Genomic DNA, 21,254 nt, shown 5'->3' on the forward strand with positions numbered 1-21,254 from the left:
GTCAGGGCCAGCTTACTGCAGCAAGTTCGGCAAATCACTATCAGCATCGGTATTGCTCTTATATGGATACCCCGCCTCGTAAGGCCCGACTTGGATTCGAACGTCAGTGACATGGGAGAAACGGTTAAGCAGCAGCATTTTGGCCCGGTTGGCGATATCGTTGGCTTCCATCACCGTAAGCTTAGGATTTACGCTAATCTTGGCGGTCACGGTCACATAATGTCCATTCTCCTGCGCTTTCAAATCGTCTACTGTAATTACGCCGTGCACCCGCTGAACCGTCTCGATGAAGGTCGACGCATCCTCTTCGCGTACCTCCGTACGAACTGGTCCATAGATGGAGCGTCTTACTAGCCGATAGACTTGAAGCATAACATGCAAAGCGACCAGAATTGCAGCAACTGGATCAAGATACGCTAGGACAGGCACCTCCCAGGCTTGCCCTGCCATCGCTCCAAACACACCCGCGAGAACAACTACAGATGAGAACAAGGCATGACGGTGTTTCTCAACGATCTGCTGCAACTCTTGATTAGACCTCCTGCGAGTCAGACGAAGCTTAACTTGAAACAAAGTTTCGCGCAAAGCCATCGATAGGAGTACAGCTGCCAAAACAAAAGTCTCCGGTGGAGTAGCGTCGCCTTCAACCATGTCAGTGATGGCCGCAATCCACAGTTGCACGGTGCCCATCAGCAAAAAAACGGAGAAGAAAATCGCCGGCAACGGCTCAGGCGTCGCAAGGTTTGTGGAAGAACCGGCCAGCCGTATACGCCTTTTGCCCGGAACAGACAATCTTGCGGCCACGCCAACTGCAACATCGTAGGCGGCATATAATGCCCCGGCCAGCAAGGCAAGGCTGCTATACAGCAGCCCAACCGTCCCCAAAAACACGGCCAGGACAAGATCCCCAGCGATCCCGGGCCATGTAGCCGGTGCTGGAACTACAGCTTGTTCTCGTGTCATAATCCCCCTCCTGATGCACGTAAAAACGGACAAGTTACGAAAGCCGCGTCAGAAGACGCGGCTTTAGCTTAATTCACAAGTGAATGGGTGCTTCAATCAGACATTTCGGCCGTTCAGGAAGCTTTAGCCGGTTTATGCTTTTGCTTACTCTTGAGCAGGAACCAGAGCGGGCTTGCGATAAAGATGGACGAATACGCCCCGAACAACAGGCCGATGACCATCGCAAGCGAGAACATCCGGATTGACTCTCCGCCCAGAAGGAAGAGGAAGAAGGCCGCTACGAACACCGTTAACGCTGTGTACAAGGAACGCATGATCGTCTGCGATACGCTCAGGTTCACCAGATTGATCAGGTCCTGACGAGTTTTCGTTTTGGCAAATCGCAGATTTTCGCGAACCCGGTCAAAGATAACGATCGTATCATTAATTGAGTAACCGATAATCGTAAGTACAGCGACGATAAAGGTCAAGTCAACCTCAAGCCGGAAGATCGAGAAGACGGCAATGACCATAAAAGCATCGTGCAGCAACGCGATGATCGCCGCAACAGCAAACCGCCATTCAAATCGGATGCTAACGTAAATAATAATCCCGATACAGGAGATCAACACGGCATAAATCGCATTGCGGGCCAGTTCCTTGGCCATTTCCGGATCCACCGTATTTACTTCAAACGAAGCCCTGTCGTCTAATTTGGAAATTTCCGCTTTCAGCTTCGCGTCATTCTCTTCGCTTAATACTTGCGTGAACCGGATATTCATCCGGTCTTGTCCTGGACTGATGCTTGCTTCATCCTCTTCGATCCCCATATTTTTCAGGATCGGGCGAACTTGATCAGCCGTCAACGGCTTGGACAGAGAGATGTCCACATTCGACCCGGCTTTGAAATCTACGCTATAGTTCAAACCGAAGAACGCCAAGCAAATGATGCCGGCAATCGTCAAAACGATTGAAAGGGTGTAGAAGTATTTACTCAGATGTATATAATCTAGGTTCTTCTTAAAGCTCACGAATGTCACGCTCCTTCACACCGAAGTACTTCGGTTTCAACAGCTTGCCGGCTTTGAGCAGCAGGTTTAGCAGGAAACGGGCGAGATAGATATTCGTGGCGATACTCAGTACGATTTCCACGATGAGCACCAAGGCAAAGCCTTTAACGGCCCCCGTACCATACGCATACATAACGGCCGCAACGATAATCGTCGTAATCTGCGAATCAAGCACAGTACGAAGGGAATGCTTGTCCCCTGCTTTGACCGCAGACATGATACTTTTGCCGGCCCGTATTTCCTCATGAATCCGTTCATTGGTAATAATGTTGGCATCCACCGCCATACCAATCCCGAGAATAATCGCCGCAATCCCTGGAAGAGTTAACGTAAAGTCTGCCCATACGAACACCAAAATGAGCAGCCAGGTATGCACAATCAGGGTAAAAGAGGCAATCAGCCCGGGCACCCGGTACATCCCAACCATAAACAGCAAAATGAAAACAGAGCCAATCAAACCAGCTTCAATCGTCTGATTCAGCGATTGCTTACCAAGCGTTGCACCAACGCTTTGCGAATATTTCTCCGTCAGCTTCAACGGGAGTGCGCCGAGGTTAATCTTATCGCGCAGCTCTTTCGCCTTCTCCAAATCGCCGCCCACGCTGATTTGAGCGGATCCGTCAGTCAAAACGGCTTGAACGATCGGATCGGAGACCAGCTCATCGTTCATGTAAATTGCCAGGGGTTGTCCCAGCAAACGTTTGGTGACTTCAGCAAATTTTTCTTTGTTCTTCACTTTAATGCTGACAACGGGTTCATTCATCTGTGTGAACTCCAGCTTGGCACCATTTTCCGCGAAATCGGTTCCGATCATTTCGATCTTGTTGTACTCGTCTGCGTTCTTTTCCGTGCCGTCCTTACTGCGGAACGTCAGCGAAGCAGGCTCCTTCATTGTCTTGCGCACCGTTTCTTCATCGGTAACGCCGGCCACCTTCAAGCGGATCCGGTTCGTGCCTTCTGTTGTAACTTCCGGCTCGCTGGTCCCCAGCTTGTTCGCCCGGTCCTCCAGGCTCTTGGCCGTTTGGATTAAGGATTCCTTCGTGACCTGACCTCCGCCTTCCAGCGGACTGGCTTCATATAGAATCTCAAAGCCGCCTTTCAGATCAAGGCCGAGACGTACGTTCTTTAATAGGTCGGGGGTTGTCCAAGCCATGATGCCAAACGAGACAACCACGACGGTTATGAATGCGATAATTCTTTTCATCCCGTACTTCTTTCCCCTTTCAAATTCTCAATATTCCTATTATAGCGATGGCCGAAAAACCAGTCAATTTATCTAAATTTGTCAATTCGATAAACGATCGGCACGAAAAAAGATCCCATTTAATCCAAACGGGATCCCCGAAAGGCAGACATCGTCATATAGTTCATAAACTGGGTTGCTTTCAGAGAAAGAATGTCATTCACCAGTTGGTACAAGGGAGGGATTCCCCCCTTCTCGTATTTATGGCTGATACATTCCCAAATGTCAGGTCCGGTCACATGCTCGTACCCGATCAGCCGAAACTCCTCGGCCTTGCTGCGGCACAAGCTTTCGATTGCCTCATTTAATTGTTGGTCCGTCATTTGTTCTTCAGCCATACTTCCAGCCTCCTTCGAAAACCCGTCTTATTACATTCTACCCTAAATCTTCGAATCCTGCTTGCTCGAGTTGTTCGGTTTTCGAATCTTGCGAAAAAGACAAGTCATGAACCGGGACAGGTCTGTCATATCCATGAAGTGAGAGGTTGTACGCCTCGCTTACGAGTTTATAAGGCAGCAGATTTCTATCGAATTCGCGTATGTAGAAGTTACCAGAGTGCTGCCGGGGGAGTGGAGTTTCGATTGAATAAGCAAACCTTTATCCAAGGTACGATGATCCTGCTTGTGGCTGGGATCGTAAACCGCCTCCTGGGCTTCATTCCGCGCATCATGTTGCCCCGTGTGATCGGGGCCGAAGGCGTAGGGCTGTATCAGCTCGGTTATCCTTTTTTTCTCGTGATCGTAACAATTATTACCGGCGGCATACCGCTTGCTGTAGCCAAGCTGGTGGCTGAAGCCGAATCCTCGGGTCAACCGGGACGTTCGGTGTCGATTTTGCGGACAAGCTTGGTATTTACGACGGCAGCCGGCTTTCTGTTTACGTTCCTCTGCTTGTTTGGTGCGCCATGGGTGACCCGCTATATTCTGACCGACGCCCGTGTCTACCACACCTTTATCGCGATGAGCCCGATGATCATCATCGTCGCGGTCTCTTCGGTCTTCCGCGGATATTTCCAAGGGAAGCAGGATATGATTCCCTCGGCGGTGTCGTCCATCATGGAAACGGTCGCCCGGATCATCGGCGTCCTCTGGTTCTCCTATCTCATGCTCCCGCTGGGCATCGCCTATGCGGCTGCAGGAGCCATGCTTGGCGTTGTTGCCGGCGAGGTCGTTGGAATGGGGGTTCTCCTCTGGCAGTATCATCGGTTGAAGCGACGGGAGCGGCAGGGAGGCTCACCTCCCGGTGATCTCGCAGGAAGCCCTGACAGTGCTGTGAGCCCGAACAAGGACACCTCTGATTTCTCCGCCTATCCGTTCCGCGCCACCTTGCGCCGAGTTCTGCGCATCGCCATTCCGGTGACCGGCAGCCGCCTGGTCGGTTCGCTCTCCTACTTGCTGGAGTCGATTACGACAGCACGCAGCCTGGCTATCGCCGGCGTAGCCGTTGGCGTCGCAACCTCCCAATATGGAGCATTGCAAGGTATGATCATCCCGCTGTTACTGTTGCCAGGAGCGTTAACTTCATCACTCGCCGTCTCGCTTGTCCCTTCGCTGGCTGAAGCGCAAGCCCGCGGTGACATGAGGACGATCCACCTGCGGCTCCATCAATCCTTACGGCTGGCGCTGGTCACCGGCGCTCCGTTCGCCGCGATTATGTTCGTGTTGGCAGACCCGATCTGCCGCCTGGTGTACAACGATGCCACGATCGGAGGTATGCTCAAAATCATGGCCCCCTTCGCCCTCCTGCTGTATATCCAAACGCCGCTGCAGGCCACGCTGCAAGCGCTGGATAAGCCGGGGCGCGCACTGATCAACACGCTGGTTGGGGCCATCATCAAAATCACCTTAATCTTCTATCTCGCTTCGAACCCAACACTAGGAATCTACGGGGCCATCATCGCCATTATTATCAACTTTATTATCGTGACGGTTATGCATGCGGTTGGTGTATCAAAATCACTGCGGTATCGCATGCCTTACCTGGATATCCTCAAGGTTGGAGCAGCAATGATCATTATGGCCGCCGCCGCAGACTATTTATATAAAAACCTCATCCTAAGCTCGCAAATGGGCTGGCAGTTCTTGATGGCGGCCTCTCTATCCGGATTGCTGTATCTAGCTCTTGCTGCCATCATGGGATTGTTTGATCTCCATGACCTGAAACGGCTCCCTATCCTAGGTAAATGGTTCCGGAAGTAACGGAGGTCATTGTTTTTCGTCCATCGCATTGATATACAGCTTTCCATTATGATCGATACTGCAAAAGAACACCTGCTTGAAATCCATTAAACCCTTCATTTGGATCTGATTTTTCAACCAAAAGCGGGTCTTCCCGATTTTACGCAAGTTCTCGTCGTTCACCTTGCCATCCATAATGAGCGGCAGCGGAAGAGCTTCATACTTGATTTTGGCAGAGAGGTCAGCATCCTTCTTCTTGGAAGGTTGCCCTCCCCCTCCTCCAGATTTTTCTTTAGGAATCACACTCAGCTGCCCGCTCGTTTCCAGCACGGCAAACTCGACATCGGCTACGCTGTCGATTTGCTGCGAACGCAGCTGCATCATTAAGTCATCTAAGTTGTAACGCTGACGTTTCATTTCTTTTCGGTTGATTTGCCCGTTTTGAATGATGACACTAGGTTCGCCGTCAAACCACAGCCTTAACTTCCGGAATCGAAGCGACAGCATGGCGATAACGATCTGAATCAATAGCAGGGTCAACATCGGTATGACTCCGTCATAGAGCGGACGCTCTATATCTTCCAAGGCAAAAACGGCGATCTCTGCGATCATAATCGAGATGACCAAATCGAAGATCGACAGCTCGCCGATTTCTCTTTTTCCCATGATCCGCATGACTCCGAATACCAAAAAATACATCAGGACGGTTCGGAAAACATGGTTTACCACATGCTCGACCACGCCAATCCCTCCTTCAGGTTACAAGTTCGCACAAAACATGGTATTGGTATTCTGACCGCCGACCTCCCGTTCCATGCGAAAGAGATCCGGTTAAAATCCGGGAGGTTTACATGAATCTTCCTCACTCAATTAGGCCAAGTTGGTCTATCCGAGTTAGCTTGACCATAAAATGTGGTAAAACGTCTGTCGAAGACATGAAAAACAGGAGGCTGACCACAATGCATTTGATCCGCCGAATTTTCGGGATGCGTATGTCCCAGCCCACCGTTGCCGGGTTGTGGTATGGATTTTTATGGATGATGATCGGCGCATTGATTCTCTCTTTATTGTTACAGGGTGAAATGGTTGAAGAGTTGGAACTGTCGATGTACACGTATCTGGTGCATGCCGTTGCCGTCTTGTTCGCGGGGATTGTCTCCGGCAAACGTGCCAAACAGAAAGGATGGTATCAAGGCGCATTAACCGGAGCATTGTATGTGCTCATCTTGCTGTTGATCAGCTTCTTGGCTCTGGATACATCACTAGGGCTCCGGGAATGGGCATATATCCTGCCTGGGTTTGTCATCGGTGCTATCGGCGGCATGATTGGCGTAAATCTTGGCCGCAAGTAACTATAGTTTTACGAACGGCCTCCATTCATGGTAAGTTGGACTTAAGTCTATCGACATCATCATGAGGAGGTCGTTCTTGCACGATGTATCATTCCATGTCCGGCATTTCATGGCTAACCGGGATTTCCGTCATCATCATCGTCTGGGTAAACACGCTTCGCTCGCCGTGGCATGCCGTTACTTCTTTTTTTGAACAATTGATTAAATCCAAACATTTGCTTTGGCTTCTGCTGCTCACGGTAGGCGTATTGCTGATCAATAAGTTTGAACTGATCCTAGAAGATCATCTTCCCTTTCATCACGATTTCACGCCGTGGGTATATCGTATGGAGGGACATTTCGTTTCAACGTTTCAAAGTCTGTTTCATTCAACGACTGTAACTGCCATCTTGGCTTTCTTTTATTTGGTCATCCTGCAGGCATTAATTCTTGCATCGCTCGGGATCTATGCTTCCGATGATCGTCTGCCGTTTCTGTATGCCACTTGTTGTACCGTGATCCTCAATTATTTGGCAGCGATCCCGTTTTATTTACTGTTCCCGGTGAATGAAGTATGGTCTTATCCTCCCTCGGGAGCTGATTTTTATATGCTGGAGGTTTTCCCCAACTTCGAACAGGTGTATCGCCCCTTGTCCGGTCTGGATAACTGCTTTCCTAGCCTGCACACCTCGGTCTCCGTCTCGATGGCAATATTGGCGATTCGTTCAGGAAACCGGCGCTGGGGCTGGTTTGCTTCTCTTTGTTCCTTGATTATCGTGTTATCTATCTTTTATATGGGGATTCATTGGTTCACAGATATGCTTGGGGGGCTGGTACTGGCTGTTTTGGCTTCCACCCTCGGCCTTGTTTGGGGCAACCGTTTAGCGAATTCCACGCGATTTGGCAACCTTAAGCCGCATCAGTCCATCACTAAAACGTCTATCGACGTACATTCCAAGTAAAACTGACCGCGGTTAGCGACCATAAAAAAAAGAGCCTGCAACAGGCTCTTTCTTATTGTGTTTGTCTGCTTATGAGATTAACCTTCCGACTCTTTAATGGTGTGGCTGATCGCGCTGCGATCAAACGTCAGCTTGGTGACGTCATTCACGCGAAGCACGACCGTATCGTCAGTCAGCTCCATAATCGTTCCATGCAATCCGCCAATCGTAACGATCTTATCGCCTTTCTTCAAAGCGCTCAGCATCGAGTTCCGTTGCTGTTGCTTCTTCTTCTGCGGACGAATCAATAAAAAGTAGAAAACGGCGATCATAATAACAAACGGAATGATCATGGAGATTAGCGGATTACCTCCAGATGTTTGTTGCGCGGCATACTGAAAGAACATGTGATTTCCCCCTTTCCAACATCAAACTGAAACTTTGCTTAAAATCCTTTGTCATTGCCAAACAGACCGTACTGCTCAAAAAATTCATCCCGGAAACTCAACAACCGATCTTCCATAATCGCTTGACGCACTTTACCCATCAAATTGATGAGGAAATGCAGATTATGGTATGTAGTTAATCGCAGCCCAAACGTCTCATCGGCTTTGATCAGGTGGCGGAGATACGCCCTGGAGTAATTTCGGCAGGTATAGCAGTCACACTCGGGATCCAGCGGTCCGAAATCGTTGGCATACTGAGCATTGCGTACGACTAAACGGCCTTGGCTGGTCATCGTCGTTCCGTTACGCGCAATCCGTGTCGGCAACACGCAATCGAACATGTCGATGCCGCGAATCGCTCCTTCAATTAAAGCATCCGGAGACCCGACGCCCATCAAATAACGGGGCTTGTCTGCCGGCAGCAGCGGAACGGTATATTCCAGCACCTCGTACATGAGCGGCTTAGGCTCGCCTACACTCAGTCCACCAATAGCATACCCCGGAAAATCTAGGGAAGTCAAATCACGAGCGCTTTGCTTGCGCAGGTCCTCGTACATGCCGCCTTGAACGATGGCAAACAGCCCTTGATCCTGTGGACGAGCATGGCTCTTCAAGCAGCGTTCCGCCCAGCGGGTCGTACGCTCCAGCGAATTTTTCACATATTCATAATCCGCCGGATACGGCGGGCATTCATCAAACGCCATCATAATGTCCGAGCCGAGTGCGTTTTGAATTTCCATAGCAACTTCCGGAGACAGGAATAGTTTGTCACCATTCAGGTGGGAGCGGAAATGCACGCCTTCCTCCGTGATTTTGCGCATTTCACTCAGCGAGAACACTTGAAACCCGCCGCTGTCTGTCAAAATCGCACGATCCCAATTCATAAATTTATGCAGTCCGCCTGCCTCACGAATAATCTCATGTCCCGGACGCAGGAAGAGATGGTACGTGTTACTTAAGATGATCTTCGCATCCATCTCCTTCAGTTCTTCCGGACTCATCGTTTTTACCGTTGCCTGCGTACCCACCGGCATAAAGATCGGGGTCTCGAACGAGCCGTGCGGAGTATGCACGCGCCCTAACCGGGCTCCGGACTGCTTGCAGGTTTTGATATGTTCATACGTAATTGCTGCTGCCAATCTGATCAACCGTCCTCTACTCAAATAAAAATACGTTTAGTAAATAAACATGGCGTCGCCAAAGCTGAAGAAACGGTACTTCAAGTCGATCGCTTCCTGATAAGCCTTAAGGATCCGCTCCCGTCCTGCCAGCGCACTGACCAGCATCACCAGCGTCGATTTCGGAAGATGGAAGTTCGTAAGCAACGCATCGACCAGTCCAAACTGGTATCCGGGATAAATAAAGATCCCTGTCCAGCCGCTGCTCTTGACGATCGGTCCGCCCTCACATTGCTTTGCTACCGTCTCCAGCGTTCGGGCCGAGGTGGTTCCGACGGCAATGACCCTGCCGCCTCTCGCTTTCGTTTCATTTAAGATGTCAGCCGTTTCCTGCGGCAGCACATAATATTCTTCGTGCATGACATGATCCTCAACCCGGTCCACCGACATCGGCCGGAACGTGCCTAGCCCGACGTGCAAAGTGACGAAGGCGATCGTCACCCCTTTTGCCCGCACCTGCTCCAGCAGTTCTTCGGTGAAATGCAAGCCCGCCGTTGGTGCGGCGGCCGAACCCTCATGCTTGGAATACACCGTCTGATAACGTTCGCGATCATCCAGCTTCTCCTTAATGTAAGGAGGTAACGGCATTTGCCCCAAGCGATCTAGGATTTCGTTAAAAATCCCTTCATAGGCGAACCGAAGCACGCGTTCCCCCATGTCTCCTTCGGACTCAACGGTGGCTCTCAGTTCGTCCCCGAACACGATCACCGCCCCGGTCTTTAATTTCTTACCGGGTTTGACCAAGGCTTCCCAGCGATCTTCGCCCAAATTTTTGAGCAGCAGCACTTCGGCTTTGGCACCGGTCCCTTCTTTTGTTCCAAACAACCGGGCAGGAATCACCCGCGTATCATTCAGCACCAGCGTATCGCCTGGCTGCAAGTAATCCAATATATCGGAAAACTTGTGATGCCGGATTTCACCGGTCTGTTTATTTAGCGTCAGCAAGCGCGAAGCGGTGCGATCAGCTAGTGGGGTCTGAGCGATGAGCTCCTCTGGAAGCTCGAAGTCATATAGATCTACATTCATCGGTATATTCTCATTCCTTAACGATAGACACGTTTTGATAGTAGTGTTGCAAGATTTGCCGGTAATCATACCCAGCGTCGGCCAATCCTTTGGCTCCCCATTGGGAAAGTCCCAAGCCATGGCCGTTGCCGCGTCCCACGAAGACGAATTGATTTGGCGTGTCCACCACGCGGGCGGTTCGATCGCCGCTCATCACCACCAGCTTGCCGCTCGCTGTCGTCTTGCCCGATGCCGACTGAATCGTCGTTGTGGACGTCGCGGTGCCGGTACCTGTCGTTCCTCCTGCACCTTGTACAGTATAACGTCCTGTTTGCACGATATCAAACAAAGTGCTGGGCAAGCCATTCAGAGCAGAGCGATACGTGTCCGCATATTTGACGTTCAATGGCTGTCCGTTGGCTGTAACTTGGGTCACGCGTCCGGATGGGCCCCGTTGGCTGACCTCCAGATTGGATATCGAGGAAGGGACGTCGGAGGTCGTTTTCCCCTTTAGAGACTTCACCAGTTCATCGGAGGTATATGGTCCGCGAATCCATGCATAGGAGCTGGATTCAGGCACCTTATCCAATACGATGGCTTGGTCGCCTGGATTCAGCTTCGCTAGGGGCTCTACATCCGATTGAATGAGCGGCAGCTTCCGGACCAGTACATTGCTGGTCGTCACCGTCAGCTTCTGCAACCCTGCCGGATTCGTCCCGTTGACGACGGTATTATCTTCACGGACATATCCTGTGATCCCGTTTGACAGCAGCACATGATACCACGATTTTAATGAGGCTTGTGCCGATTCATCTCCATCGCTGGGTACGCTGGCGTAGATCGGGTTCACATTCCCCCAAACCTCAACCGAATCTGCGGTCACCCCGCCGCTGTTGGATGCAAAGATGCCTTCGACAATTTGTCCGTTTGACGATACCAGCACTTCTCCCGCAGTAGCATCTACCGCTTGAACGATGCTGGCGACCTCTTTCTCTGTCCCGTTGTAGACCTGGCTTAGTGTCGTATCCACCAGTCCAGCTACTTTAAACTTATTAAGCCCTGCATTATACAGCGCATAGCTGCGCGCCGCAACCGCTTGAGCCTTCAACGCTTCCTGCGGCCAAGACGATGGTACTTCGCCGGCGACAACGGAATACAGATATTGCTCTAACGGCACCTCGTTGACAAGCGCCAGTTGACCGTTCACTTTACTAATCTCAAAATCCCCGCGGTAGCTGCGTCCCGAACGCTCCACCACCTGGATCGGCGAATTGCCGTTATCCCGAACTGTCAATTTGGCGCCTTCTCCGCTTAACTCATAATGGTCCACACTGACTGGACCCTCCAAATTCAACGTCACGTCCCGATGCAGGAGTAATGCAGGGACATGCTCATTCACCGGCGCTAAAGAAAGCCCCGGATACAGTCCGGACAGCTCGGTTTGGAGTGCGGACTGTTCAGAAGCACTTAACGCGCCCCCAACCCATACCGCATACTGTCCCGAGCCGGTCATTGCCACAACGGCCTCTGCATGCTGTGCGGACAGCGTTTGGCGAAGATTCTCGGCCTCCGTCTGGCTTGCAAACGAACCGGCGGAGACGTAGAGTGGTCCACGTGCTTCGGCTTTAGCACCTTTTAACGATGCGGCTAAAGATTGGCTGATCCGATCCGCTGCTTTTTGCGCTTCTGCCGCACTGACGTAAGGGCCTGTATACACGCGGTAGATTGTGCTTCCCGCTTGATTTACCGCATAAGCCACCGGCCGATCAGATGTAGCCTGCAGCTTCTTAACCGCAGCAGCGACCGTTGCCCAATCCGCAGATTCCAACGCTTTCACCTTATAACCGCTGACGCTAAATCTCGTTGTAGCTCCCGCTCCCAACTGGAGCCAAGACTCCGGCCCTGTACTGCCTGCCAGGATGACCTCTGCCGCAGCTGCCGTTTTTAAAGTAACGGCCGGAGTAGTCGATTTATAGGTGCTGCCCAAGTCCAGGTACATAGCTACGCGGACAAGGGATGTATCTGAATCATCAGCTGCTGCCGGCAACTGAAAAGCCCCAGCTAACAGCAAGCCCGCAATCATGCCTTTTCCCCATCGGGCTAACGAAAATGACCGCTTCGTTCGTGTTGTACGTTTCAACCTTGCTTCTCTCCCTTCATGGTGCCTTCGAGCCAAATTCACTGAGGTCTTAAGGTGTCTCCGGCATCGGCAGACCTAAATGCTGATACGCTGCCGGCGTAACCACCCGTCCGCGCGGCGTCCGCTGCAGAAATCCAATCTGCAGCAGGTAAGGCTCATATACATCCTCGATCGTCTGACTCTCCTCGCCGATGGTCGCAGCGATCGTGTCCAGGCCGACAGGCCCGCCGCGGAAGCTCGTAATCATTGCCCGCAGCATTTTATGGTCGATCAAATCCAGCCCCATAGGGTCAACCTGCAGCATTTTCAGCGCTTCTTTGGCAATTTCTGTGGTAATCATGCCATCGCCCCGCACCTGCGCATAGTCGCGCACGCGCTTCAACAAGCGATTTGCAATCCGCGGCGTTCCCCGCGAACGAAGGGCGATTTCCGTCGCCGCATCCCCAATCATTTCGATGCCGAAAATATCCGCGCCTCGCGATACGATATAGCTAAGCTCATCGATGTTATAGAACTCGAGCCGGCTGACGACGCCAAAGCGGTCGCGCAACGGCGCCGACAAGAGCCCTGCCCGCGTCGTTGCGCCTACAAGCGTAAAGGGCGGCAAGTCCAGTCGAACCGACCGCGCACTTGGCCCCTTGCCGATCATAATATCCAGCGCAAAATCCTCCATCGCTGGATACAGCACTTCCTCCACCGTCCGATGCAGCCGGTGAATCTCGTCGATAAACAAGACGTCGCCTTCCTGCAGATTGGTCAGCAGCGCAGCCAAATCCCCCGGCCGTTCAATCGCAGGCCCAGAGGTCGTACGCAGGTTCACACCTAGCTCGTTGGCAATGATATTCGCCAGCGTTGTTTTGCCGAGCCCCGGTGGTCCATAGAGCAGCACGTGATCCAGCGCTTCCTTGCGCATTTTCGCTGCTTCAATGTATATTTTTAAGTTTTCCTTGATCTGGTTCTGTCCGATATACTCCGCCAAATAACGCGGCCGCAGGCTTAACTCCACCGCCTGATCTTCCATCATTAAATTCGCGGAGATGATCCGGTCCTCCATCATGCGCTACGCTCCCCTTCCTGTCCTCATCCTCAGCCGGCGTACAGCAGCTTGAGCGCCTTCTTCATGACGGAATCCACCGCCTCGTCCGGCCCGACATCGTCCTTCAGGCGATGCCATACCTTGTCCAACTCTGCTTCGGTATACCCCAGCGCTTTTAGGCCTTCGCGGGCCTCCGGCCATCCCGGATTACCGCCATCTCCCAAGATCTCGCCGGCATCCGCAGGCACTGGATCAAACAACGTGCCGCCAACGCCCTCCAACTTGTCCTTCAGATCCAAAATCATCCGCTGCGCCGTCTTCTTCCCAATCCCCGGCAGCTTGGTCAAGAAGGAGATGTTCTCCTGGTGAATTGCCGCCACAACATGATCCGGATTTCCACCGCTCAAAATCCCCAGCGCGACACGCGGGCCGATCCCGGATACCTCAATCAGCTTGCGGAACAGCTTCTGCTCCTCACGAGTGGGGAATCCAAACAACAGAATCGCATCTTCACGCACATGGTGATGGGTGTAGATCGTCACCGTCTCTTGTCCTTTGGCTGCAAAAGCATAAGGATTCGGACAAAATACCCGGTACCCTACCCCTTGTACATCCAAGACGACGTACTCTGTTTCCAAATGGGCAATCTGGCCCCGTAAAAAATCAATCATGAACGCAATACCTCGTTTATTTTAGATTTTAAAGTATACGAATGTGCATGGCAGATTGCCACGGATAATGCATCCGCCACGTCGTCGGGCTTCGGAATCGCCTGGAGCTTCAGGAACATGCGCGTCATCTCCTGCACCTGGCGTTTCTCCGCTTTCCCGTAACCGACGATTGCCTGCTTCACCTGCATCGGGGTGTATTCCGCAATCGGAAGCCCCTTCTGCGCCGCAGCAAGCACCAACACGCCCCTCGCTTGACTGACCGACATCGCCGTCGTCACGTTCCGATTGAAAAACAGCTTCTCGAACGCCACCGCATCCGGCTTATATTTGTCAATCAACTGAACCATCGCCTCATAAACATGCATAAGCCGTTCTTCCTCCGGCGTATGGGCTTCAGTTTGAATGCAGCCATACTGCACCGGCGTAACCTTATTACCTTGTTTATCAATAAATCCGAACCCGACAATCGCAATGCCAGGGTCAATTCCAAGTATCCGCAAGGCTCATCTCTCCCTATCGTTGCTATAACTCCCCCATGATCCTCGGATGGAGCCCTGTCCTACATAAAGCGAACATATGTATTCACTTTATTATAGCAAAAGATCGGTCAAGATTGAGGAAAAACTTATTTGCAGGTGAAAAAAGTGTAATTCATGCAGGCAAAATAAAAAGAGGGATGTCCCTCCGTTATCTACGATAACTTATGGGAACTCCCTCTTCTGGTTGATCCAATCCATCTTTCGGTGAACGAAAGCGTGCAACGAGCTGCTTTATGGCTGTTCCTCCTGCTGCATCACTCTCTCCGACGGCTCAATTGCAAAATCGCTGAAGGTGGACAATACACTATTGTATTCCTCCACATCCTGAATACGAATTCCTTGCCGCAGCTGCTGGATGACTTCTGCCGGCAAGGCGCTCTCCATCATTTCCACGTCAATCTGAAAAAAAGTACGAACCGCCTTCTCCTTCTTCGGTGGACCGTCAAATAACGTCAAGTTGCCATCCTTGTCCAAGCCGATGTATCCTTGCGTTTTGCAGTCTTCGGAAAGACCGTCGATCCTCTCTTCGATCCATACGTCGCCCCCGGCGCCAAGTCTGCCTTTCCATGTCGGGTGATCCTTCATCAACTCAGCGATTTCATTTGGGGTCATAATGCCGAGAACACTGCTTTCTTCTCCACAGGTATATATTTTCGTCAGATGGACGATTCTCGATTTCCCCTCTTCCAGCTCCGATAACCATTCGTTATCGGCATCCGGAGCAGCTTCTTGCCACATGCCAAGGGTTTCGATCGCCATCGGTTCACGAGCCATCAACTTCTCCATTTGATCGGATAATGGAAGCCCCATCCAGGCCATAACCGCAATCAGAGCCAAGGCGCTGGCGGTCCATATGGCGCGTCTCCATCTTCTCCATCGCTTTTTCAGATGTTTTTTGATTTGGAAGATATTCACGGTTATCCCCTTCTATCGGACTTTTGTCTCTATTTTGACCGATAGTGGAAGCCTTTATTCAGTTCTCAAAAACAACGGCTGCCTTTCGTAAGCATCAAAAAAGCAGCCATCCATTAAGATGACTGCTCCATAGATCGGGACGACACGATTCGAACATGCGACCCCCTGGTCCCAAACCAGGTGCTCTACCAAGCTGAGCTACGTCCCGTTATCAAGTGATTTACCGATTTCTAAAAAATCGGGCCACTCTTTCTATTATAGCGACTTCGACATACAAGTCAAGCATTAATATTCGATTTTATTCGTTATTATCTATTCCCCTTCAGACGTACAGTCACTTCTTGCGAGTCGGATGGAACCGATACCTTATAAGCGTTATTCGGGTGGTATATAATAAAGACCATCATCACCCAATTGTAATAAGTAGTCGGTATCAGCTGCTGTAATCAAAACTTCATTCCCATTGTCCCTTATTTCTTTATAATAGATGTGTCCATCGTGATAATATAATACTTCACTTGCTTCATCATATTGAAAATTGTCAGTCAACCTTTCTTTATTAATCAAAGAACTCCAGTCTAGGGTTTGTCCATCCTCGATCTCAATCTTAAATACGTGGATACCTGTTATATTCGTAATTCTATAATCAGTGGCATAAACATAATAAAGGTGTTCGTCCCGCCTTTTTATATCTTCAATCCGCATACTCCCTCGACTGTCGATGATCTCGACCAGATCGTTATAGACCACAATGTGAAAACTTTCCCTACCACTGGAGCCGTAAAACTCCGGATTTTCAATGTACTGAATTACTTTTAAGGAATCAGCTTCAAAAAATGAAAAGAATTTTGATATTTCTTCTATCTCTTTAATAGAAAACTGTGGATTTTCCCTTAATCTATCGGCTAGTGTGTTCATGATCTTTGTTTTCTCTGAATCCTCTACTTCTCCTCTATCCCACCTGTTGAATAATGCTTGAAGATCTTCTTGTCCTCGCTTTTGATCAGAGTTGATATAATAAAGTACGCCTATTAAAATCAGACAACTTACAATAACAATTAAATTTTTTTTCATTTATTATAAAAAATCCTCTCGCATGTGTTTTTTCTTTATTCATATTCAATCATACCAACTATTCCACCAGCCTTCAAAGACTTTCAGGAATAAATAGTTTCCGCCACCTATTGTCGGTAATAAAGAATAGTCAATTACATGTGGAGTATACGTATACAATACCCATGCTGGAAAAGTGTCCACCTGTATTTTCCCAGCATAAGTCACACCACCAGATGTTTTTGATACACCGCCATTAACAGTCAAAAACACATCTAGCTTGGAATCATGCAGCCACTTATCATACATCCACGCACTGGCAAGTTCGACCTGCTTATCAAAACCGGTGTACGTGGTAATATCTCCACTATCCGTCGCTCCATAGCCCATAGCGTAATGAAATGCTCTTCTATTAACGTTAGTATCTGTACTGGTAACTAGACTGCTTTCTTTCTGTAGGGTAACCAGTATCACTCGAGGATTAATACCCGCATTCTTTGCTGCATCACTAATAACCTTTGAAGGTTTTACTGTTCTACCAGTATCATAAGCATTACCACTAGAATTGATAGCATAAATCTTAATGCTATTCCTCAAAACAGAATTTTTACTTGTAAGGAAACTCTGAATTTCACTTTCAGTCATTGCGTCGTCATTGTTATAAAGAAAATCACTTGAGGATAATAGTGAATTCATCCTTTTGCCGGCAACATAATAATCGACAATTGCAAAAGGAGTAACAGAACTATTCTCAAGCCTATTAACAGTGGAACTGTCAACTAGCCCTTGGGAATATTGTTTAGCTATTTCATCTTTCAAAGTTGCTTCTGCATTGCTGAATTTTCCAAGATTTATTTGATACAGCTCTTTCTCCCGAAAGTAAGATGTCTGCAGTTGATTGTTATAAAAAATATTCTCGACAACTTGTCCATTCTTGGAATAGTCGTAAACTGTTTTATACCCTGCTGTGTCAGTAACTTGAATAATTCTATCATTGTCCCATTGAATATCGTAAATTCGTCCGTCAGAATGGATTTCATTTTTAATTCGGCCGCTTTCATCATAAATCATAATGTTCTCATCAATAAGATTGGCCTTATTTTGCTTCAAATTCTTTGGTAGGGAGTCATAAACAGCAGAAATTTCATCTAATGTTCTTTTTGAAAGATTCGTTTCCGCTGCATAAACACCTGAATTAAGACTAAGTAATAATAAAGATGCCAAAAGACTAAATACAGTTAATGCTTTCATCTTTTTTGAGATCACTGTTTTTCACCTCTTTAAAAGTTTTTCATTCCAATTAAAAAACAGCACATCTAACCCTACAAGAAATTCTCAATCTTTCTATTTAGACTAAATCCCTCCTCCTCTCTAAAAGCCCACTCTATCAACTATGTACAAAACATTTTTTATCTTATAATAGTATCTAGGCTGTTTGCTTTGAACATAGCAAAGAGCGTACAGAGTTGATTTCCATCGCTCCTCCAAAAGCAGTATGGAAATCGACTCTTATTTATTGCAGCAAGATACCAGATATCAGATACACCCCTTCTGGTATTCTTGATACAATCAGTCATTATTGAACATCAATATCTGCTTCATTAATCAAACCATTCAATACATAAACACTTCGACTTACACCTTTCCTACGCTCATTCTAAACAATGCTTGTTTGAAGCGGAAATTCTGCGTTGTCCGCCTCCGGCACGCACATTAAAGCTAACATCTTACAACATCGACGCAAGACAGAAACTGCAAATTAAATGTCGAAGAAGAGAGGGGATAACTGGGTTGGCTGCACTATTGTAAAAGAAGTAAAGTGGTACTCATGATGGAGGGATTACCATTAATCTTGAGGTAAATATTGTAATTTTATACATATTATATAGTGTATTCAACTTGATTTCAATATTTTTTGTCAAGCATTATTACATCAATAGGAAATATATCCTTTTAAATCCCAACTCCTTCTTATTACTCGCTGGATTCCTTCCTTTTCATTCCCTCCTTCTTAAAACTAAAGATAGTCTTATTTATAATTTCCTGCTACAACTTCTGGTTCCTGGCTATCTCCGCCGATTACTGAAGAAACCAAATTTCTTTTCATTTGTATATTCAAAAGTAAACGGCTTAACCATGTAACTTTTGTATCGTTTCCTCCTGAGCTCTTCGGTGTCATTTGGTATTGTAATTATTAAACTTAAGATCATCTCACGTTGTAACAAAAAAAGCAGATTTGTTAAATCACGATCCGTGATTTAACAAATCTGCTTGTTTGATGCCGGTGAAGGGACTCGAACCCCCACGGTTTCCCTCACGATTTTGAGATTGGCGCTATGGAAGGAGGGAACCACTCATTCGCCAATCGCCGAGATTCCGCATAGGACAAGGGAAGTCGGACATGGATTATTTTCCCACCGACCCAAAACGTCCCTTGTTTTCCGACAGGGTTGTATGCGCTCGCTAAACCCACAGATTGACGCGGCTAAAGGCCGTCAGGCGCGCCAATCTTTTCACCGCACCAAACTCCCAATCCAAATTCTGGGAGTGATATGCAATGTTGCAAGGAAAAAATTTTGATGAAACTATTGTAGCGTACGACGCAGTTTCGGCAAAAAACCAATACACCGAAGCCGTCCGGCTGTTCTTGATGGACTGCCAGTTTCGCAATCTCTCCAAGTTTACCATAGACGGTTACCACGTCTATCTCAAATCGTTGCAACGCGATCTTGAAGATTGGTGCCTTTCCCTGGATACTTTGACCCCTAAAGACCTCTCCGTCCGCATGATTAACAAAATGCTCGAACAGCAATATAAGCCCAATACGATCAACGGAAAGATTCGCACGCTTCAGCAGTTTTTCAAATTTTTATTCGAGGATGGATTACTGACGACTAACATTGCCGAAGGGTTAAAGCCCCTCAAGAACAAACGGCAAGTCGTTCATACTTTTTCCGAAGAGCAAGTCAAACGAATCCTAGCCTCCCCCGATCAAACTACATTTACCGGATTACGGGACTATGCCATTATGCTTCTTTTCCTTGAAACCGGCATACGCGTCATCGAAATGAGCCGTTTGAAAATCTCAGATGTGAATTTTGAGGAAAATACGGTGCACATTCAAATGGGGAAAGGCCGTAAATTCCGATTGGTGCCATTTCAAGCCACATGTGCGGAGATCCTCAAACGATATATTGTGGAACGGGGAGATCAGCCCTTCGACGACATCTGGATTACAGTATTCAATATGCCCATGGCGAGAAATTCCTTCATTAAAATGGTGAAGGAGTATTTTCATCGAGCAGGCATTACTGGCGTGGAAGGAGCCTGCCATGTGTTTAGACACACGATGGCGAAATTGTTTTTGATGAATGGCGGCGACATCTTTACTTTGCAATACCTCCTCGGCCACGCCAACCTCGAAATGACTCGATACTACGTCGAGTTGTTCAGCACCGATATTCATAAACAGCACGAAAAGTACAGCCCGATTGAGAACCTCGCGGTCGAAGGCAGCTTCAATGAAAGCGAGGTGCAGTAAACATGGAGATGCCAGTAAAACGTCGTAAAAATACACTTACCTCCGCTGCTACTCAGGTAGTTGCCCCAATATCGGCAGCTACACCGAGCAAACCCCAAATCGGTTTTCCCAAACTGCTGCAATCATTTGTGTTTGAATGCCGAGCCAAAAATTTATCCGATCGAACTATCGAGTTTTATGAAGAAAATATGATCATGATGCAGAAGACATTCGAAGAACAAAACCAGGACTTTGACATCCTCACCATGACCAACCGGGACATCAAGCATCATTATATCGGATATATGCTTGGCAAAGGACTGGCCAGCAATACGGTAAACGGGCGCATCAAAACCTGCAAAGCGTTTTTCAAGTTTTTATATGAGGAAGGCTATATCAAGCACAAACTGGCTGATGAACTACGGCTAATCAAAGCGGAAAAGAAAATGATCCAAACCTTTACCAAAGAGCAATTGCTTGCCTTGCTCAACCAACCCAATCGCCAAACCTTTACGGGATTTCGGGATTATACGATCATGATGGTTATGCTGGAAACGGGGATGCGGATCGGAGAATTGCTGAACTTGAAGGTCGGCGATCTTTTCTTAAAAGAAATGGAGATCCGGATTGTTCGGGGCAAAGGCGGAAAAGCGCGGCGCGTCCCCATTCAAAAAACGTGCATTAAAGTGTTGAAACAATACTTAGCCGAACGCGGTAATGTAGAGACGGACTGGCTCTTCGTGAATGTAGAGGGCACAGCCCTTCGTACACGAACCATACAGGAAAACATTCAGGAGTATGGGAAGTTAGCCGGCATATCGGGCGTTCGGGTATCGCCTCATACATTCAGACATACAATGGCGAAGTTTTACATCCTGAACGGCGGCGACGTTTTTACCCTACAACAGATTCTCGGCCACAGCACACTGGACATGGTCCGCTATTATGTAGAGCTTTTTAGCAAGGATATTCGGGAACAGCATCAGAAATATAGTCCGGTGGAGAATATGAGTCGACTCCGGATCGGTGGATAATATACAATAAGAA

20 protein-coding genes and 1 tRNA gene are annotated in these 21,254 nt (G+C 48.5%); 5 read left to right on the forward strand and 16 right to left on the reverse strand.

What is annotated here, in order from left to right; translation table 11 throughout:
• Positions 1-12: 12 nt before the first annotated feature.
• The 4 genes from PBA01S_RS10470 to PBA01S_RS10485 form a co-directional block, all read right to left on the reverse strand.
• Positions 13-963: a cation diffusion facilitator family transporter gene (locus PBA01S_RS10470; RefSeq protein WP_028539722.1), complete on the reverse strand. Its 951-nt coding sequence runs from the start codon at positions 961-963 to the stop codon at positions 13-15.
• A 113-nt stretch (positions 964-1,076) separates the two neighbouring features.
• Positions 1,077-1,973, reverse strand: a complete 897-nt coding sequence (gene secF, locus PBA01S_RS10475) for a protein translocase subunit SecF (RefSeq protein WP_036700848.1) — start codon at positions 1,971-1,973, stop codon at positions 1,077-1,079.
• On the reverse strand, positions 1,963-3,216 hold the full coding sequence (gene secD, locus PBA01S_RS10480; protein WP_028539724.1) for a protein translocase subunit SecD: 1,254 nt from the start codon (positions 3,214-3,216) through the stop codon (positions 1,963-1,965). Before secD ends, secF begins: the two co-directional genes overlap by 11 nt.
• A gap of 119 nt (positions 3,217-3,335) precedes the next feature.
• The gene (locus PBA01S_RS10485) at positions 3,336-3,593 is read right to left on the reverse strand and encodes a post-transcriptional regulator (RefSeq protein ID WP_016311156.1); all 258 of its coding nucleotides are present in this window, start codon (positions 3,591-3,593) and stop codon (positions 3,336-3,338) included.
• A 243-nt stretch (positions 3,594-3,836) separates the two neighbouring features.
• Here PBA01S_RS10485 and PBA01S_RS10490 point away from each other — a divergent pair, with 243 nt between their 5' ends.
• Positions 3,837-5,453, forward strand: a complete 1,617-nt coding sequence (locus tag PBA01S_RS10490) for a putative polysaccharide biosynthesis protein (RefSeq protein ID WP_028539725.1) — start codon at positions 3,837-3,839, stop codon at positions 5,451-5,453.
• A gap of 6 nt (positions 5,454-5,459) precedes the next feature.
• Here PBA01S_RS10490 and PBA01S_RS10495 read toward each other — a convergent pair whose 3' ends face one another.
• A complete protein-coding gene (locus tag PBA01S_RS10495) occupies positions 5,460-6,131 on the reverse strand; it encodes a DUF421 domain-containing protein (protein WP_051417081.1) in 672 nt (223 codons plus the stop codon).
• A 260-nt stretch (positions 6,132-6,391) separates the two neighbouring features.
• On the opposite strand from PBA01S_RS10495, the gene PBA01S_RS10500 reads away from it, so the two are divergent.
• A complete protein-coding gene (locus PBA01S_RS10500) occupies positions 6,392-6,784 on the forward strand; it encodes a TIGR04086 family membrane protein (RefSeq protein ID WP_016311153.1) in 393 nt (130 codons plus the stop codon).
• 83 nt (positions 6,785-6,867) lie between these two features.
• On the forward strand, positions 6,868-7,725 hold the full coding sequence (locus PBA01S_RS10505) for a phosphatase PAP2 family protein (RefSeq protein WP_036700852.1): 858 nt from the start codon (positions 6,868-6,870) through the stop codon (positions 7,723-7,725).
• 77 nt (positions 7,726-7,802) lie between these two features.
• On the opposite strand, the gene yajC is transcribed toward PBA01S_RS10505, so the two are convergent.
• The 11 genes from yajC to PBA01S_RS10560 all read right to left on the reverse strand — a co-directional run bounded on the left by yajC (position 7,803) and on the right by PBA01S_RS10560 (position 17,953).
• The gene (gene yajC, locus PBA01S_RS10510) at positions 7,803-8,111 is read right to left on the reverse strand and encodes a preprotein translocase subunit YajC (RefSeq protein WP_016311151.1); all 309 of its coding nucleotides are present in this window, start codon (positions 8,109-8,111) and stop codon (positions 7,803-7,805) included.
• A gap of 38 nt (positions 8,112-8,149) precedes the next feature.
• Positions 8,150-9,289: a tRNA guanosine(34) transglycosylase Tgt gene (tgt, locus tag PBA01S_RS10515; RefSeq protein ID WP_016311150.1), complete on the reverse strand. Its 1,140-nt coding sequence runs from the start codon at positions 9,287-9,289 to the stop codon at positions 8,150-8,152.
• 36 nt (positions 9,290-9,325) lie between these two features.
• The gene (gene queA / locus PBA01S_RS10520) at positions 9,326-10,354 is read right to left on the reverse strand and encodes a tRNA preQ1(34) S-adenosylmethionine ribosyltransferase-isomerase QueA (protein WP_085170347.1); all 1,029 of its coding nucleotides are present in this window, start codon (positions 10,352-10,354) and stop codon (positions 9,326-9,328) included.
• Between the two features lie 10 nt (positions 10,355-10,364).
• Positions 10,365-12,416, reverse strand: coding sequence for a SpoIID/LytB domain-containing protein (locus tag PBA01S_RS10525; protein WP_085170348.1), 2,052 nt, complete (start codon positions 12,414-12,416; stop codon positions 10,365-10,367).
• Between the two features lie 106 nt (positions 12,417-12,522).
• Positions 12,523-13,527 carry a Holliday junction branch migration DNA helicase RuvB gene (gene ruvB / locus PBA01S_RS10530; protein WP_028539729.1) on the reverse strand — a complete coding sequence of 335 codons (1,005 nt, stop codon included), beginning with the start codon at positions 13,525-13,527 and terminating at the stop codon, positions 12,523-12,525.
• 32 nt (positions 13,528-13,559) lie between these two features.
• A complete protein-coding gene (gene ruvA / locus PBA01S_RS10535; protein ID WP_016311146.1) occupies positions 13,560-14,180 on the reverse strand; it encodes a Holliday junction branch migration protein RuvA in 621 nt (206 codons plus the stop codon).
• Complete coding sequence (ruvC, locus tag PBA01S_RS10540) at positions 14,177-14,680, reverse strand: crossover junction endodeoxyribonuclease RuvC (protein WP_085170349.1); 504 nt, start codon at positions 14,678-14,680, stop codon at positions 14,177-14,179. The genes ruvA and ruvC overlap by 4 nt, the downstream gene beginning before the upstream one ends.
• A gap of 270 nt (positions 14,681-14,950) precedes the next feature.
• The gene (locus PBA01S_RS10545; RefSeq protein WP_016311144.1) at positions 14,951-15,634 is read right to left on the reverse strand and encodes a BofC C-terminal domain-containing protein; all 684 of its coding nucleotides are present in this window, start codon (positions 15,632-15,634) and stop codon (positions 14,951-14,953) included.
• Positions 15,635-15,768: 134 nt separating this feature from the next.
• Positions 15,769-15,842, reverse strand: a tRNA-Pro gene (locus PBA01S_RS10550).
• A 167-nt stretch (positions 15,843-16,009) separates the two neighbouring features.
• Positions 16,010-16,708 (reverse strand): hypothetical protein, encoded by a 699-nt coding sequence (locus tag PBA01S_RS10555; protein ID WP_028539731.1) that lies wholly within the window; start codon positions 16,706-16,708, stop codon positions 16,010-16,012.
• 45 nt (positions 16,709-16,753) lie between these two features.
• Positions 16,754-17,953, reverse strand: coding sequence for a LasA N-terminal domain-containing protein (locus PBA01S_RS10560; RefSeq protein WP_127575939.1), 1,200 nt, complete (start codon positions 17,951-17,953; stop codon positions 16,754-16,756).
• A 1,291-nt stretch (positions 17,954-19,244) separates the two neighbouring features.
• On the opposite strand from PBA01S_RS10560, the gene PBA01S_RS10565 reads away from it, so the two are divergent.
• Both PBA01S_RS10565 and PBA01S_RS10570 read left to right on the forward strand, forming a co-directional pair.
• Positions 19,245-20,228, forward strand: coding sequence for a tyrosine-type recombinase/integrase (locus tag PBA01S_RS10565; RefSeq protein ID WP_127575940.1), 984 nt, complete (start codon positions 19,245-19,247; stop codon positions 20,226-20,228).
• A gap of 2 nt (positions 20,229-20,230) precedes the next feature.
• On the forward strand, positions 20,231-21,241 hold the full coding sequence (locus tag PBA01S_RS10570) for a tyrosine-type recombinase/integrase (protein WP_127575941.1): 1,011 nt from the start codon (positions 20,231-20,233) through the stop codon (positions 21,239-21,241).
• Positions 21,242-21,254 lie beyond the last annotated feature (13 nt).

The sequence above is a fragment of the Paenibacillus barengoltzii NBRC 101215 genome (assembly GCF_004000745.1).
GTDB lineage: Bacteria > Bacillota > Bacilli > Paenibacillales > Paenibacillaceae > Fontibacillus > Fontibacillus barengoltzii.